Here is a 15,181-nt window from a genome sequence, read left to right as displayed (position 1 = left end):
TCACGCGACCCCTGTGACACCGGCCCTTTCGTTTTCCGGACGGCGGTCGCGGCAGGTCTTCGTTTCGCGGCGCTTTGGTCCCGGGCGGTGCCCTCGTGCGCCACGCAGATCACAGGAAGTCCTCCGTCTCGGCCAGGTCCTGGCCGTCGGGCGCGCCACGACGGCCGGCCCTGCCCTTGGACGCTCCCGCGTCCCCGCGCGGTGACGCGGCCCGGGGGTATCGAGCCCGTACCGGCGGATCAGGCGGAGGGTGCCGGGTCCGGGACGTACTCGAACCAGTCGAAGGCGACGGCGCCCTCGGTGGCGTACATGCCGATGACGCGGCCGGTGAAGCCGCCGGCGACCTCGGTGGACAGGTAGCGCCCGTCCAGTTCCGCGAGGAGCACGGCGTCCGGGGCGTCGGGCTCGCCGAGCCGGAAGGCGAGGGTGTCGGGGCCGGTGGTGCCGCCGTCGGTGAGTTCGGGCGAGGCGGAGACGAGGCCGGACGTCCGGATCGCGACGGTGAGGGTCAGCGGCCCGGGCGGGACCGGCCGGGCGGCCACGGTCTGGCGCAGCGGACCGATCCGGGCGACGACGCGGATCTCTCCGTCGCCGACCTCCAGGTCGTAGTGGTGGGCCTCGTCCAGGCGCACGCTGAGGCCGCCGCGTCCCGTGCCCGGTTCGACGACGGCGGTGACGCGGCAGTCGTGGTGCTGCCGGCGGCGGCCGACGAGGGTGTACCCGGGGCGGTCGAGGGTGGCGCCGGTGGCCCTGAGGGTCAGCCGGCCGGGGCGTTCGGTGAGCGACCAGGAGCCCTCGGGGTGGGCGAACGGCGAGATCCAGTGCAAAGGGCCGCACTGAACAGGAACGCACCCTTCTCGACATGACGCTGGCCGACGAAGAACGATTAGGCGCCCCAGTACTCCGCTCGACTCACGTCTGCTCACACGGAGAACATTCCGCGCAGGCGGAGTGCCACTTCCCCGCCCGCGGCTCACCTACGCGCACGCTGAGAGCACTCGTAGCCCGCCTGGGAGCGCGGGACGCCGTACGTCGCAGCTCCGCTCGCGCTCGTGTTCAGCCCGCCAGTCCCTGACTGTGGTGTAGCCCTCGCCTTCGTCCAGTGCGTAGGTGAGGTCTACTTCGTCCAGTGACACGACGCGCACCTCCGTCACCTCGATGACCGCCACCGGGCGATCGCCGGAGTCGACCACGACCGAACGGCGGCCGACGGACGGCAGCGGCTCTCCCTCGTGCTCGTACCGGGCGAGCAGTGCGGTGGTCGCGGTCTTGGACCCGTCGAGGATCGCCGCGACAAGCCGGTCGCGCAGGGGGCCGGGAAAGGCGAACTCCGCCTTGGGCAGAAACGCGGGGCCCGTGCTCTGAGCCGGCTCGACTGTCATGCCAGGACCCTAACGCGGTCGCGCGCGACGACGGATTCGACTGGTCGGCCCGTGACGTGGGAAGGCCCGCACAGGTTGGGCGAGTTATGAGGCAAGCCTGGGCCCGTACGGCCTGTTCCCATCCTGCCCTGTCCGGGGTTTCCCGCGCACACTTCGGCGAGTTACTCGAAGAGCTCGCCCCGCGCTGGGGGGCCGCCCGCGAGTCGGCGCTGCGCAAGCGGCGTGGCGGGGACCGGCGCCGGAGCACGGGTGCCGGAGCCTGGCGGCGGCCGGGGAGAACGGACAGTCGGGTTGTCGGACGGGCAGCGCCAGGCGAACGGTTCGGCCGGTCAGAGCGCGCAGAAGGCGTCCCTCATCCCCTTGTCGGTGTCCGTCTGGCCCCGGGTTGGTGCCTGAAGGTGGTATTCGGTGTTGGCTTCCAGTACCTGCTCGCTGCCGTCGTCGTCGGCGTACCACGTGCTGAAGTAGCCGAGCACGGCCCCGTTGTGGGACCACACCCACCGGCCGCACGACAGCTGGAACCGGCTGATGCCCAGCCCGTAGCTGATGCCGGCGCTCCCGGTGGGGACCGTGGTCTTCAGCTCAGCCTCCTGCGCAGGCGGCAGCAGTTGCCCGTCGAGCAGCGCCCTGGTGAAGGTGGCAAGGTCGTCCAGGTTCGACACCATCGCGCCTGCCGAGCCCATCGCCTGGACGTTGGAGACCGTGACGTCCGTGAGCACCGTGCCGAGCCATCCGTACGCGTAGCCGTGCAGATAGTTGCCTTGCAGGGGGTCTGAGGTGGGGAAGACGGTGTGCCGCAGGCCGAGCGGTTCGATGATCCGCCGGGTGACCTCGATCGCCGGGTCGTTGCCCGTGACCGCCTTGATCACCATGCCGGCCAGAACGTAGTTGGTGTTGGAGTAGGCCCACGTCTCGCCCGGCTCGGAGGAGGGCCGCCGCAGAGCCAGGCCCAGGTCCACGAGGGTCTGGGGCGGCCAGGCCCGGTCGGGCTCGCGATTGGCGGCGTAAGAGTTGTAGAACGACGTGTCGTGTACGAAGTCCGGGAGACCCGAGGTGTGGTTGAGCAGCTCCCTCAAGGAGATCCGGCTGCCGTCGTAGCCGTTGGCATCGACGGCGCCCGGAAGCCACCGGGCGACGGAGTCGTCTAGGGAGAGCTTGTTCTCGGCCTCCAGCTGCAGCAGCACGGTCGCGATGAACGCCTTGGTGTTGCTGCCCATCCGGAACTGCGCTTGCGGATCGGCGGGCGCCTTCGTGGCGGTGTTGCCGGTTCCCGCCGAGACATACTGCGCGCTGTCACCGGAGCGGACCTGGCCGACCACGCCCGGGTAACCGTCGGCGATGCCTTTCTGCGCTCCGGACTTCAGGATGCTCGCGGCCGTCGGCGCATCGGCGTGGACCGGGGCGGCGGCGGTGAGTACCGCGAGCGTCAGCGTCGCGCCGACGGCGATCAGACGTGCGGATTTCATGAGGCGTCTCCTCGTGACTGGTAGCCGTGAAAGCTGCGCCGGGCAGGTGCAGGGCGCCGTGGCGAGCCTCGGACAACAGCGACACTGCGAACAGTCCATAAAGCGGCCATATATGACCGGTTGGTCATAGCAGCCCGTGTCACGGCGCTGACCTGCGCCGGACGCCACCGGAAGAGGGACCGCCCGGCGCGGGACAAGGCCAGCGGCCCCGCTTGCCGCGCCCGTGGCCTCGGGAGCTGCGCAACGGCAGTGCGGGTGGCATGGCGAGGGCATGATGCTGGCAAGTACGTGGAGGGGGTTGGGAGATGGCAGAGCGTGGGGTGTCCCGGCCGGAGTTCATCCGGCGTCGGCGCGGATCGGACTTTGTGGGCCGACGTGAGGAGGTGGGTGTCTTCCAGGCGATTCTGGAGCGGGTGGCCGGCGCTGATGGCTTTGAGTTTCTGTTCCACGTGCACGGGATCGCGGGGGCCGGTAAGACCTCGCTGGTCAGGCAGTGGGACACCAAGGCACGCGATCACTACGGTGCCGTGACCGCTCTTGTCGATGACGATGTGCACAGTGCCGTTGAGGCCATGGCGGCGGTCAGTGAGCAGCTGGGCCAGCAGGGCTGCGGGCTGAAGGGCTTCGACAAGCTGCTGGCCACCTACCACCAGCGTCGCCACGAGGCCGAGACGGCGGCGGTCGGCGCGTCGGCAGCCGAGACGGACGGGGCACCGGCGTCGGCGTCGGTGTCGGTGTCGGTGTCGAGCACGGTGGCCACGCAGATGGGTCTGGTGGGCTTGAGCATGGTGCCGGGACTGAGCCTTTTCCATCTTCACTCTGAGCTGGTCAGATGGAGGGTGAGGACGGCCTGGACGAGGCTGGTGATCCGGGTGGTCGAGCACCGCAGTTTGCGGAGGAACCTCCAGGACTTGAGGGTGGCGATGGCCTGCTCCACGAGGGCCCAGATCTTCGCGTGGGACCGGTTCACCGCCTTCTGGCCTGGGGGTCGCCCACCGGCCCCAGCACGGGATGCGGACCGTGCCGCCGGCACCCAGGTGGCCTTTGGCCTTTGTCGGCCCAGCACTTGATCCCGGCCTCGGCGAGGGCGCCAGGGATGCCGTGTTCACGGGCCGCGCGGATTGTCGTGGACGGCGCCGGGCATGGCCGGTGAGGCCCACAGCAGCTGGCCGAAGGGATCCGCGAGGACCTGCCCGTTCATCCCGTGCTTCTTATGCTTCCGGAGCAGAACAGGCGGTCAGCGGCGATGCGGTCGATCGGCAGAAGCGTGCCGTCCAGGATCAGATACGCCTTCACCGACGCGGTTCGCACCACGTCGGTCAGGCTGGGGGCAAGGGCGGCCAGGAGCTCGACAGCCTCGGTGACGTAACGGTAGGCCGTCGTGGTAACCACGCCGAACCCTGCTGCGAGCTGAGCATACATATGACCCCACCCGAAGATGGGCGAGCGTGAGCAGAGCCTGGCGGCCGGCGCTCAGACGCCGCCAGCGTGAGTCGATGTCGCGGCGGTGCTGCCGCAACTGCTGGGTGGGGAAGCGCAGGGCAGAGCTGGACACGTCGACGGCCGACGGGTAGACAAGCACGTGAAGCCTCTGGTGGACACGGTTCTCTTGGTCGAAAACCCATCTTCCAGGCTGCAGGCACAGATTGGAAAAGGCTCAGTCACCATCTCGAGCCAGTAGAGTCCGCGCGCGGAGGAAAGGACGTGGGTGGAGTCGGTCCTCGCCCGGCCCGCCGCCTTGAGGAGGCCCTTGTCCCAGGCGGCCACCAGGATGCCGTCCAGAATCTGCCGTCCGGCATCCGCCTGGATTAACCGGTCCCTCAACTCCGACAGCACCGAGTGGTTGAAGCCAGGGTCCTCAAGGCCCAGCACGAGGGCGTACTTGACGTCGATCCTGGCTCGTACCGCCTCCGCGGCCTGCCGGTCGGTCAGGCCCTCAACGAACTGCAGCACCAACACCAGCGGCCGGCCTGCCCGGTGACCACGCCGGCCTGCCACGCGTTGGAAATAGGTCTGCGAACTCCTCGTCGCCGAACAGCGGTTCCAGCTCATCCCGGATTTTGATCGCGAGGCTCCCCTTCGGAAACGCCGCTCGCACCATCCGAACCGTCTCAGCCGGAATCTTCCCCGGCGCCATCGGCTGCATCGACACCGCACCCGCCCTCAACGCACGTCGGCCTTGAATTCACAACACCGTCGAAACGTTTCTGGCGGAGCTCTTACGCTGACGAACTAGAGACGCGCGAAACTCAGCTCCTTGGCCTCAATTGTCTACAGAAAGGCCGATGATCCGGGGCAGGGCTCCATCTGGCCCATAAGAGAAGACGTGAGCTAGACCAGCTTTCACCTTCTCAATGTCATCGCTCGACAGGTTGAGCACCAGAGACACATCAGAAGTGGGAAGCCCAAGCTCCTCCTGAGCCTTTTCGCTGAACTCAATCTTCAGGACGCCATCCTGCGATGCGACATTGGTAACGCCTCCGAAGCTTGTATTGTGACCTTCATTCACCACGCAATAGGAATCAAATGGAGGGCGCGGAGCACGTCGATCATCCGGACCACGTAGGCTGCGCTGAAATTCGAACCCTTTCACATCATCACCCCAAGAGGTGAATAGGGCAAGCGTGTAAGTCTTGTATTCCTCGTCCTGATTGATCTCATGGATGATCAATTCCATGTCCTCGGCACCTTCTCTTTACTCGTTCCCAGCATCAAGGGGCACTGCTCACAGGCGCCCACACACCACAGCAGACTAAGGGCTGTCCCGTAAATGATCTAGGTGTGCTGTCCCGGGACGTTGGTGACACGCGGGCTGGGTGCTTGAACGGGTGAGGGCCTTCTGGGTTCGGTGTGGATTGCGAAGTCTGCACCGATGTCCAGGAGGCCCTCGTGTCCCACCGTAATGCCCCGCTGACCCCGACCGGGAGGCTGCGTCTGGCCCGGTGTGTCGTGGACGACGGCTGGCCGCTGCGCAGGGCCGCGGAACGCTTCCAGGTCAGCCACACCACCGCCGCCCGCTGGGCCGGCCGCTACCGGCAGCTGGGCGAGGCCGGGATGCACGACCGCTCCAGCCGCCCGCACCACAGCCCGCGCCGGACGCCTGCCGGGATCGAGGCGGAGGTGGTGCGGATGCGGCGCGAGCACCGCATCGGGCCGCTGCGGCTGGCCGCCCGCACCCGGATCGCCGCCTCCACCGCCCACCGCATCCTCGTGAGGCACGGCCTGCCCCCACTGGCAGCCTGCGACCGGGCCACCGGAACCAGTCCGCCGCTACGAACGCGCCCGTCCCGGCGAACTCATCCACATCGACGTCAAGAAACTCGGCCGCATCCCCGACGGCGGCGGCCACAAAGTCCTCGGCCGAGCGGCCGGCCAGGCCATCAGCGGCCAACCACCCGCCAGCCGCGTCACCAACCTGTCCGAACAGCACACCTAGGGCCAAGTACCGCTTGATCTCCAGGTGTATCTCACTTCTACGTCCGTCTCGTCCATGAACTCATTCATCATGCCTTGACATCTCCCGCATGACCCCTGAAGCCCACGAAGGGTCAGCACATCACCTTGCTCCAGCGGGATATGCATCAATACGCCGAAGTACTCATCACCCGGTATATCAACCTTACCGACAATTCCGAACATCCGCATGAGTCGGTTCTCGGTGTTCGTCGCGGCCCACCTATTCCAGCCGCCCAAGGCCTTTTCTGCAATCGTAGCATTCCCACTCCAGAGGCCACCTGCAACCTTGAGATTTCCATCCTTGTCGCGAAGCTCGTAATCCAGCCGGTGCCCCGCGTCCTTCGGCAGCTTGCTATAAGTGACCGGACAAGATTCTGGAACATCGGTGTTATGGACCAAGATCGGCGTGCCGCCTGCCACGACATAGTACGTGTGCAGTTGCTGGACAGTGAGATTCCAGCGGTCCGCCGTGCCAGGTGTAACCCGGGTCCTGACCACGTACGCATGACCATCGTCGGCCGTGTTGAGCGCGTTCCCGCGCCGCAGTTCGCCCGCCGGCTTCCAGCTGTGGCTGGTGTCGTTCCAGAACGGGTGGTTGGCCGTGGTGTGCAGGGTGGCCTTGTGGCCGTTCTTGTCGCGGACCGTGACGTCGAGGAGGTCCTTGTCGTGGTTGATCCATATGTGCTGGACCGTGCGGGCGCCCTTGTGCTTGCCCGTCTCGGGGTCGGCCGATTCGACCTTGTCACCGGTCTTGATCTTGCCGATGGCCTTGGTCTTGCCACCGGCCATCAGGACGGGGGTGCTGGGCGAGAAGCTGCAGCGCGAACGCTCGCCGCCGGAGCTCCTGCCCGTGGTGCCCGAGTTGCCGGCGCTGGGCTCGTCAGGTGCGGCCGCCGACTTGCTCGATGCGGCCGCCTTCTGTTGTGCGTCGGCCTTCTTCGGTGTCGCCGCGTTGCTGCCGACGGAGTCGGTGCTGGATTCCTCGCCCGCGCCGGAGGCGGCCGCCGCGTCGCCCGAGCCGCTGCCGGCTTCGTGCGGTGCGGCGTCGGCCGAGGCCTTCGGCGCCTCGCCGGAGCCGCCCGAACCGCCTGCGGAGGGTGGGGAGTCGGCGTCTTCTCCGGCTATCGGTTCGCCTCCGCCGCAGCCCATCGCCATGCAATCGGCGCCCCCGGCCAGACCGCCGACCGCTCCGATCGCCTCTCCGGCGCCCATGACACATGCGGGGCCGCGACCACCGTCTCGGTGCAGGCGGCGACCGCCACGACCACGACGACCACCACGGCGACGACCGCGACCACGGTCGCGACCTTCTCCGCGACCGGCAGTGCCTTCTTGAAGTAGTGGCCGGCGCAGCCCAGAAGCGGGGTCTGTCAAACGAGCGGTGTAACTGGGGTCGTTGGGTTACTGACGGGCTGCTGAGAGGCGGCCGTCGAAGGTGATGTCGAAGGCGTTCAGCGCGGTCTTCCAGCGCATGGTTCAGCGGGCCTGGCCCTTGCCGGTGAGGTCGAGCGACATGATGGCCATGTAGACACACTTCAAGGCGGCCTGCTCGTTCGGGAAGTGTCCGCGGGCCTTGACCGCTCGCCGGATCCGCGCGTTGACCGACTCGATCGCGTTGGTGGTGCAGACGATGCGGCGGATCTCGGTGTCGAACCGCAGGAACGGAGTGAACTCCTCCCAAGCGTTCTCCCACAGTTTCACGATCGCCGGATACTCCCTGCCCCAGGCCTCGGCGAACTCGGCGAACCGCTCCAGGGCGGCCTCCTCGGTCGGCGCGGTGCAGACGGGCTTGAGGAGTTTTGCGATCTTGTCCCAGTCCTGCCGGGCGGCATAGCGGTAGGCGACGTCGAGCGGCCGGTTCTGCCATTCCGCCATGCCGTCCAGGACCTTGTCCGTGATCGTGGAGATGGTCTGCCGGGAGACCTCGGCACGGTAGACCTCCGCAAGATGGGCCTGGACCTCACCGATGGTCAGGCCCTTGGCGGCCAGCGAGATGACCATCTCGTCGACGCCTGCCAGACGCTTCTGCCCGCTTCTTGACGTTCTTCGGCTCGAATGAGCCGTTCCGGTCGCGGGGCACGGCGATCTCCACCGGTCCGACGTCGGTCAGGACGGTCTTCGAGCGTTTGCCGTTGCGGGAGTTACCGCCGTCCTTGCCCGCCGGATCGTGCTTGTCCTAGCCGAGGTGGTCGGTGATCTCGCCCTCCAGGGCGGACTCCAGCAGCCGTTTGGTCAGCTGCTGGAGCAGGCCTCCCTCGCCGGTCAGCTGCAGGCCCTCGGCCTGGGCCCGGCTCACCAGCTCGTTGATCAGCTGGTCGTCCACGCCCTTCGCAGACACAGCCGCTGCCGACTCGGCAGTCGCGTGCTCGGCCACGTTCTCACTGGTCATCGATGCATCTTCCATGATCGGGAGTTACAGCGAACGATTTACAGTCCCGACCTTGGACAGGGCCCGGGGACCACTACCGCCCCGGGTGTACCCCCAGACCACAGTGTGCGCATATCATGCACACAACATTCACGTGTTCGAGGTGTGAACACCCGGACACCGTGCACGACTTGGGGAACCCTCGTGCGTCTCACCTCTTCGCGCGTCCTTCGCGGCGCGCTCACGGCGGTCCTCACGGCCGGCTTCGTCGCGACCGCCACCGCCGTGCCCGCCCAGGCCGCCGACGGGTACGACCGCTGCCCCTGGGGCAGCCTGTGCGTCTTCAGCGATCCGCTGGGCAAGGGTCAGATGCTGATCGTCAAGGGCGGCATGCTGGACCTCGGCTCGTGGGACAACCGCATCAGCTCCTACGCCGACTACACGGACTGGCCGGTGTGCTTCTCCCTCGCCGCCGGGCTCGACCCGCGGCAGGGCGCCACCCACTTCTACACGGGGCACGGTTCCTTCGACGAAAGCCCCGAACCGGAGTACGACAACGCCGTCAGCTCTCTCGACCTGGGCCCCGAAGCGGACGACTTCTGCGGCAGAGAGAGCCGGTACGCGGTCTTCCAGTGGGACGCCGCGCCCAAACCCCGGCCCGCCGCGCTCCCCGCCCAGGGGGCCTTCGGCGACGCGAACGCCGACGGGTACGCCGACCTCTTCTCCCGCAACAAGTTCGGGCAGTTGTGGACGTCCCACGCGTACGACAGCCGTGGCAAGGACCGGCTCGTCGGCGGCGGCTGGAACGCCATGACCCAGCTGACACGGCACGGCGACTACAACGGGGACGCCAAGGAGGACCTGTACGCCCGCGACAAGTCCGGCGTGCTGTGGTTCTACCCGGGCCGCGGCGACGGCACCTTCGGCGCCCGAGTACGGGTCGGCGGCGGCTGGAACACCATGCGCGACCTCGCCGCCGCGGGCGACCTCACCGGCGACGGCCGGGCCGACCTGCTCGCCGCCGACACCGCGGGCACGCTGTGGACGTACCCCGGCGATGGCAAGGGCGCCTTCAAGGCGCGCAAGAAGGTCGGCGGCGGCTGGAAGACCATGAACGAGCTGGTCGGCGCGGGCGACATGAACTCCGACAAGCGGGCCGACCTCGTCGCCCGGGACACCGCCGGCAAGCTGTGGCTGTACCCGGGCGACGGCAAGGGCGCGTTCGCCGCCCGCAAGCTCATCGGCACCGGCGGCTGGAACGCCTTCACCGAGCTCGCCGGCCTCGGCGACGTCACCGGCGACGGGCGGCCGGACCTGGTCGCCCACGCTCCGGGCCAGGCCGCGCTGCGCCTCTACCCCGGCACCGGCGCGGCGAGCGGCGGTCTCAAGGCCCCCAAGACGTTCGCCGGCCTCGAGTCGAACGTCCGCGTCTTCTGAGCGGTGGCGCGCACCGCGGCCCGCCGACTCCCCCACTCAGCCTTCCCGACCGAGACCCGGCCCGAGCCCCGGGCCGGGTCCCTCGGACCGAACGGAGACCGATCCATGCCTCTCACTCCCCTGGGCCGACGCGCCCTGGGCACGCCCTCGCCGCGCGGACGTACCGCCCGGCGCACCCTGGGCACCGCGGCCGCCCTCGCCGCCTCCATGGCCGCCTTCGTAGCCACGGCACCGCAGGCGGCCGCGGCCGACAACTCGGCCCGCTGCCCCTCGGGGAAGCTGTGCCTCTTCCAGTACGGCGGCTACAAGGGCGAGATGAAGACCGTCTCGTCGAGCCTGGCCACCATGGGCGCGTTCAACGACAAGACCTCGTCACTGGTCAACAACAGCTCCCTGTGGGCCGTCGCGTACACCGGAGCCGACTACACCGGCTACGCGGGCGACGACACGCTCCTCATCAGCCCGCACAACGGAGCCATCGACCTCAGCGGCGGCGCGTTCGACGGCGCGTTCGACAACAAGATCAGCTCCATCCGGGTGGCCACCACCGAGTACGAGGCCGTTCAGGGCGTCCCCTGGATGGACTGGCTGCGCCAGACGGAGGACAAGCGGCCCGCCGGGGCGGCCCAGGCCGGCAAGTTCGGCGACCTGAACAACGACGCCCGCCCCGACCTCCTGGAGCGCGCGGACGACGGCCGGCTGTGGTTCCTCTCGGGCATCGGCGACGCCGAGTGGGAGACCAAGGGCAAGCTCGTCGGCGGCGGCTGGAACGCCATGACCCAGCTGACACGGCACGGCGACTACAACGGGGACGCCAAGGAGGACCTGTACGCCCGCGACAAGTCCGGCGTGCTGTGGTTCTACCCGGGCCGCGGCGACGGCACCTTCGGCGCCCGGGTACGGGTCGGCGGCGGCTGGAACACCATGCGTGAGATCAGCGCGGCCGGCGACCTGACCGGCGACGGCCGCAGGGACCTGCTGGCCCGCGACACCGCCGGGAAGCTGTGGCTGTACCCGGGCAACGGCAAGGGCCTCCTCAGCGCCCGCAAGCTCATCGGCAGCGGCGGCTGGAACGCCATGACGCAGCTGGCCTCGCCCGGCGACATGAACGGCGACGGCAGGAGCGACCTGCTGGCCCGCGACGGATCGCGCGCGCTGTGGCTGTACCCGGGCAACGGCAAGGGCGCGTTCGGCGCGCGCAAGAAGCTGCCGTACGCCTGGCCCACCGACGAGCCGGTGATCTCGACCGGCGACGTGAACGGCGACGGCCTGTCCGACCTCATGCGGCCCATCGACAGCCAGCTGTTCGTGTACCACGGCAACGGCAAGGGCTCCGTCGGCGGCCCGAACGCGGACATGCTCTGGGACACCGCGTCCCACGTCCGCGTCTTCTGACGCACGGGGCCGGTCTTCCGGCCCCACGCAGCGGGGCCCGGCCCCTCCACCACGGCAGGTGGGGGCCGGCCCCCCGGCCGGCTCACCCGGTCGGCGGGTCAGAAGGCGGGTCGGCGGGTCGGCGGGTCGGCGGGTCAGCCGGCCATAAGCGCCGACCGGGACACCGGCCGAAGCCCCCTTGGTGATGCGGGACCACCACGGCGGCCTCTGACGGTGCCGTGCGATTACTGCGCCCCGGTTGCAGAGCCGAGGCGCAGTACGTCGTCTGGCGCCACACGAGACCCGCGAAGCCGGGCAGGCGGGAGTGCCGCTCTGCTCAGGGAAGGGACGATACGACCATGACGCTTCGGCCCGTGCCGAAGCGTCCCGGACTTACGGTTCGATCATGAGCACCCACGCCTACCACGCCCGTCTGCACTGGGACGGCTCCACCGCCGCCGGGGTCCGCGCCTACTCGCGCGACCACACCGCCTTCGCCGCGCCCGCCACCAGGCAGGTCGACCTGAGCGCGGACCCGGCCTTCCGCGGCAATCCTGACCGACTCAATCCGGAACAACTCGTGGTCATGGCCGCCTCGTCCTGCCAGATGCTGTCCTTCCTCGGCGCCGCAGCCCGCGCCGGAGTGGACGTCCTCGCCTACGACGACGAGGCCACCAGCCGGCTCGACCTGACCGCCAATCCCGCCCGCTTGGCCACGATCCATCTGCACGTGACCGTCAGGATTGCCGCCGGGACGGACGAGACGACGGTCCAAGAGCTGGCCGTGCGGGCCCACCACGAGTGCTACGTCGCCAACAGCCTGTCAGTCCCCGTCGAGGTCACCACCGTGGTGACCTCGTGAGCGCCCGCCTGCAAGACCTCGAGGTCCACTTGCCGAACCGGCCCGGCGCGCTGGCCGACCTCGGCCAGGCGCTCGGCGGCTCCGGGGTGAGCCTGGAAGGCGGTGGCGTGTTCACCCATGATGGACACGCCGTCGCGCACTACCTTGTCGACGATGGTCCCGCTGCCCTGGCCGTTGTCACCGCCGCGGGGCTCGGCCCCGCCGTCGTGCGTGACGTCGCCATGACCCGGCTGGACCAGGAGACACCCGGACAGCTTGGCGCGCTTGCCCGCATGCTCGGCGACGCCGGTGTCGATGTCCTGGTCCAGTACAGCGACCACGCCGGCAATCTCGTCCTGCTCGTGTCGGACGAGCACACCGCCGTGTGCCGCGACATCATCGAACGGTGGGAACAGGACTGACCCAGAGGTTGGGCGACACGCGTTAAGGGGACCACCCACGAGCTGAACGCAGGAGTGGCCCGGCTTCGGTGCCGGCTCGGGGCCATCGCGGTCCGCCCCGTACACCCGCCGGTCCCACCGCAGCATCCATCCGGCCACCCGCTCCCCCGGCCCGCGCCAGGGCGAGTACCGGCCCGGCCGGCTTCGCGGCGGCATCCGGTGCGACGCCGGCGGCAGGGGCGGCGGTGCGGGTGGAAGGGGGGTGTCCCGTGACGGTCCTGGGGCGGCCCAGGAAGTCGTGCGGGGTTGTCCGGGTGGTGAGTGTCGGCGGCGTGCGCTCGCTGCCCGGGCGGTGGTCTCTCCTCCGGCGTGAACGACGTGTGGCGTGGATGCACGGGAGGGCGGGTGAGCGGGCCGGCTCACCCGCTACCGTGGCAGCTCGTCTGATCTCTGTTTCGCCGAGGAGCAGCCCGATGCACAGCGCCCCTTTCCGTCTCGTCGTCACGGGCGGTGGGACCGGTGGACACACGTATCCCGCGCTGACCGCGGTTCGCACGCTGCAGGCTCGGCTCGCCGCCGAGGGGCGAGCGCTGGAGGTCCTGTGGATCGGGACGGCTGACGGCCTGGAGGCACGGGTTGCCCCGGCCGAGGGCATCGCCTTCACCACGGTGGCGACGGGCAAGATCCGCCGCTCGAAGAACCCGATCAAGCTGGCGTCGCCGGCGAACGTCAAGGACATGGCGCGGGTGCCGCTCGGTGTGCTGCAGGCGCGGCGGGCGATCGACCGGTTCCAGCCGGATGTCGTCCTCGCGACGGGCGGCTATGTGGCGGTGCCGGCCGGGCTGGCGGCGCGGATGTGCCACCGGCCGCTCGTACTGCACGAGCAGACGGTGCGGCTGGGCCTGGCGAACCGGAGGCTCGCGTCGGCGGCCGCGCGGATCTGCGTGTCGTCGGAGTCGACGCTCGGGCTGCTGCCGGAGTCGGCGCGCGCGGTCGCCGTGGTGACCGGGAACCCGGTGCGGCCCGAGGTGCTGTCCGGACAGGCGGACAGGGCTGTCCAGGCGCCAGCCCTGTGGGGCTTCGACCGGAGCCTGCCCACCGTGTACGTGACCGGTGGAGCCCAGGGCTCGCAGCAGATCAACGAGCTGGTCGGCCAGTCGCTGCCGTGGATGCTGCAGCGGGCGAACGTCATCCACCAGTGCGGCCCGGCGAACGAGGCGGCCCTGCAGGCGCGGGCGGCCGGCCTTCCGGCGGAGCTGGCGGCCCGCTACCACCTGGCCGGGTTCGTCAGCGGCGAGCTGCCCGACGTCCTGGCCCTCGCCGACGTCGTGGTGGCGAGGAGCGGGGCGGGGACGCTGGCGGAGCTGACCGCGCTGGGCAAGCCCGCGGTGTTCGTGCCTCTGGCGTCGTCGGCGGGCAACGAGCAGGTCCACAACGCCCGGCACTTGGAGCAGGCCGGGGCGGCGGTCGCGCTGACCGGCGAGGTGACGGCGGCCGGGCTGCAGACGGCGGTGGGCCCGCTCCTGGCCGATGCCCACCTGCGGTGGGGTATGGCGGAGCGGGCTCGTGCGTACGGCCGCCCGGACGCGGCGGACAGGCTCGTGGACGAGATCCTGTCGGCTGCGTCGGGCCAGCCGGTCACTGCTGGGGCCGGCCGGCGTGGGGAGCCGTTCCTGCCTCGGTGAGGGCCTGGCCGCGGGCGGTGACGACCTGGTCGATGTCCGCCTCGGTGAGGTGCTGGTGGAAGGGCAGTGTCGGGACCTCGCGGCCGGCTTGCTCGGTGGCGGGCAAGTCGCGCCGCCACTGGGCGAATGTGGGCTGCAGGTGGTTGGGCGGGTAGTGGACGCCGACGCCGATGCCGCGGGCCTTCAGCCGCGCGTGGTCCTCGTCCCGGTTGGGGACGAGGACCTGGCACAGACGCGGCACGGTGCGGTCCACTTCAGCGATCACGGTCCGGGGTGCGGAGCAGGAGCGGGCGTTGACGACAGCGGCGGGCAGCTCGTTGGGGCGGGTAACGCGGGTGACGCCCTTGCTTCCTAATGCTGTTGTCAACCGGCTGCAGGGGCTGGAGGTGTGATTTGGTAGCAGCGTCGGTCACGGATCAGGGCCCACAGGACGTTGACGCGTCGGCGGGCGAGGGCGAGCACGGCCTGGACGTGCTTCTTGCCCTCAGCTCGTTTGCGGTCGTAGAACTTCCGCGAGTTCGGGTCGTAGCGGACGCTGACCAGAGCCGAGGTGTAGAAGACCCGTTGGAGTCTTCGGTGGTAGGTGACCGGCCGGTGGAGGTTGCCGCTGACCTTGCCCGAGTCGCGTGGAGCGGGAGCAACACCGGCGAAGGCCGCCAGGGCGTCCGGGGAAGCGAACTCGTCCAGGCTGCCGCCGACCGCAGCCAGGAACTCCGCGCCGAGTACGGTCCCGATACCCGGGACGCTCAGGACGATGTCTGCGAGTTCGTG

General features: G+C 69.4%; 12 protein-coding genes and 6 pseudogenes. 7 read left to right on the top strand and 11 right to left on the bottom strand.

Features of this window, described 5'->3' with window-relative positions; genetic code table 11:
• Positions 1-239 precede the first annotated feature (239 nt).
• The 3 genes and pseudogenes from FRZ03_RS09950 to FRZ03_RS09940 form a co-directional block, all read right to left on the bottom strand.
• Positions 240-824: pseudogene (locus tag FRZ03_RS09950) on the bottom strand (beta-xylosidase family glycoside hydrolase); the annotation flags it as partial.
• A 153-nt stretch (positions 825-977) separates the two neighbouring features.
• Positions 978-1,382, bottom strand: coding sequence for an ASCH domain-containing protein (locus FRZ03_RS09945; protein ID WP_146464791.1), 405 nt, complete (start codon positions 1,380-1,382; stop codon positions 978-980).
• 329 nt (positions 1,383-1,711) lie between these two features.
• On the bottom strand, positions 1,712-2,848 hold the full coding sequence (locus FRZ03_RS09940; RefSeq protein ID WP_146464790.1) for a serine hydrolase domain-containing protein: 1,137 nt from the start codon (positions 2,846-2,848) through the stop codon (positions 1,712-1,714).
• A gap of 305 nt (positions 2,849-3,153) precedes the next feature.
• On the opposite strand from FRZ03_RS09940, the pseudogene FRZ03_RS09935 reads away from it, so the two are divergent.
• A pseudogene (locus FRZ03_RS09935) lies at positions 3,154-3,513 on the top strand (ATP-binding protein); the annotation flags it as partial.
• Here the strand turns inward: FRZ03_RS09935 and FRZ03_RS38980 are convergent.
• The 4 genes and pseudogenes from FRZ03_RS38980 to FRZ03_RS09920 all read right to left on the bottom strand — a co-directional run bounded on the left by FRZ03_RS38980 (position 3,492) and on the right by FRZ03_RS09920 (position 5,525).
• Positions 3,492-3,635, bottom strand: coding sequence for a hypothetical protein (locus FRZ03_RS38980; RefSeq protein WP_186785329.1), 144 nt, complete (start codon positions 3,633-3,635; stop codon positions 3,492-3,494). The pseudogene FRZ03_RS09935 and the gene FRZ03_RS38980 overlap by 22 nt on opposite strands.
• A 27-nt stretch (positions 3,636-3,662) precedes the next feature.
• Positions 3,663-4,430: pseudogene (locus FRZ03_RS09930) on the bottom strand (transposase family protein).
• Between the two features lie 74 nt (positions 4,431-4,504).
• Positions 4,505-5,000, bottom strand: a pseudogene (locus FRZ03_RS09925) (transposase); the annotation flags it as partial.
• 111 nt (positions 5,001-5,111) lie between these two features.
• On the bottom strand, positions 5,112-5,525 hold the full coding sequence (locus tag FRZ03_RS09920; protein ID WP_146464789.1) for an Imm10 family immunity protein: 414 nt from the start codon (positions 5,523-5,525) through the stop codon (positions 5,112-5,114).
• Positions 5,526-5,737: 212 nt separating this feature from the next.
• On the opposite strand from FRZ03_RS09920, the pseudogene FRZ03_RS09915 reads away from it, so the two are divergent.
• Positions 5,738-6,224 (top strand): annotated as a pseudogene (locus FRZ03_RS09915) (leucine zipper domain-containing protein); the annotation flags it as partial.
• 56 nt (positions 6,225-6,280) lie between these two features.
• On the opposite strand, the gene FRZ03_RS09910 reads toward FRZ03_RS09915, so the two are convergent.
• Complete coding sequence (locus tag FRZ03_RS09910) at positions 6,281-7,516, bottom strand: polymorphic toxin-type HINT domain-containing protein (RefSeq protein ID WP_146464788.1); 1,236 nt, start codon at positions 7,514-7,516, stop codon at positions 6,281-6,283.
• 189 nt (positions 7,517-7,705) lie between these two features.
• Positions 7,706-8,693 (bottom strand): annotated as a pseudogene (locus FRZ03_RS09905) (transposase).
• A gap of 183 nt (positions 8,694-8,876) precedes the next feature.
• Here FRZ03_RS09905 and FRZ03_RS09900 point away from each other — a divergent pair.
• The 5 genes from FRZ03_RS09900 to FRZ03_RS09875 all read left to right on the top strand — a co-directional run bounded on the left by FRZ03_RS09900 (position 8,877) and on the right by FRZ03_RS09875 (position 14,410).
• Positions 8,877-10,109: an FG-GAP-like repeat-containing protein gene (locus tag FRZ03_RS09900; RefSeq protein WP_146464787.1), complete on the top strand. Its 1,233-nt coding sequence runs from the start codon at positions 8,877-8,879 to the stop codon at positions 10,107-10,109.
• Between the two features lie 105 nt (positions 10,110-10,214).
• On the top strand, positions 10,215-11,504 hold the full coding sequence (locus FRZ03_RS09895; protein WP_146464786.1) for an FG-GAP-like repeat-containing protein: 1,290 nt from the start codon (positions 10,215-10,217) through the stop codon (positions 11,502-11,504).
• Positions 11,505-11,889: 385 nt separating this feature from the next.
• A complete protein-coding gene (locus FRZ03_RS09890) occupies positions 11,890-12,345 on the top strand; it encodes an OsmC family protein (RefSeq protein WP_146464785.1) in 456 nt (151 codons plus the stop codon).
• A complete protein-coding gene (locus FRZ03_RS09885; protein ID WP_222443356.1) occupies positions 12,342-12,746 on the top strand; it encodes a hypothetical protein in 405 nt (134 codons plus the stop codon). The genes FRZ03_RS09890 and FRZ03_RS09885 overlap by 4 nt, the downstream gene beginning before the upstream one ends.
• Positions 12,747-13,198: 452 nt before the next feature.
• Entirely contained in the window at positions 13,199-14,410 is a 1,212-nt protein-coding gene (locus FRZ03_RS09875) for a UDP-N-acetylglucosamine--N-acetylmuramyl-(pentapeptide) pyrophosphoryl-undecaprenol N-acetylglucosamine transferase (RefSeq protein ID WP_146464783.1), read from the top strand.
• Here FRZ03_RS09875 and FRZ03_RS09870 read toward each other — a convergent pair.
• A complete protein-coding gene (locus FRZ03_RS09870) occupies positions 14,364-14,777 on the bottom strand; it encodes a DegT/DnrJ/EryC1/StrS family aminotransferase (protein ID WP_261398811.1) in 414 nt (137 codons plus the stop codon). The two genes, FRZ03_RS09875 and FRZ03_RS09870, sit on opposite strands and share 47 nt — an antisense overlap.
• A partial coding sequence (locus FRZ03_RS09865) for a transposase (protein ID WP_146464781.1) occupies positions 14,774-15,181 on the bottom strand: 408 nt, incomplete at its 5' end. The genes FRZ03_RS09865 and FRZ03_RS09870, both read right to left, overlap by 4 nt.

It is taken from the genome of Streptomyces misionensis, from assembly GCF_007896895.1.
GTDB classification, from domain to species: Bacteria; Actinomycetota; Actinomycetes; order Streptomycetales; family Streptomycetaceae; genus Streptomyces; species Streptomyces misionensis_A.
Note: the sequence above shows the minus strand (reverse complement) of the source record. Positions and strands in the feature narration are given on the sequence as shown.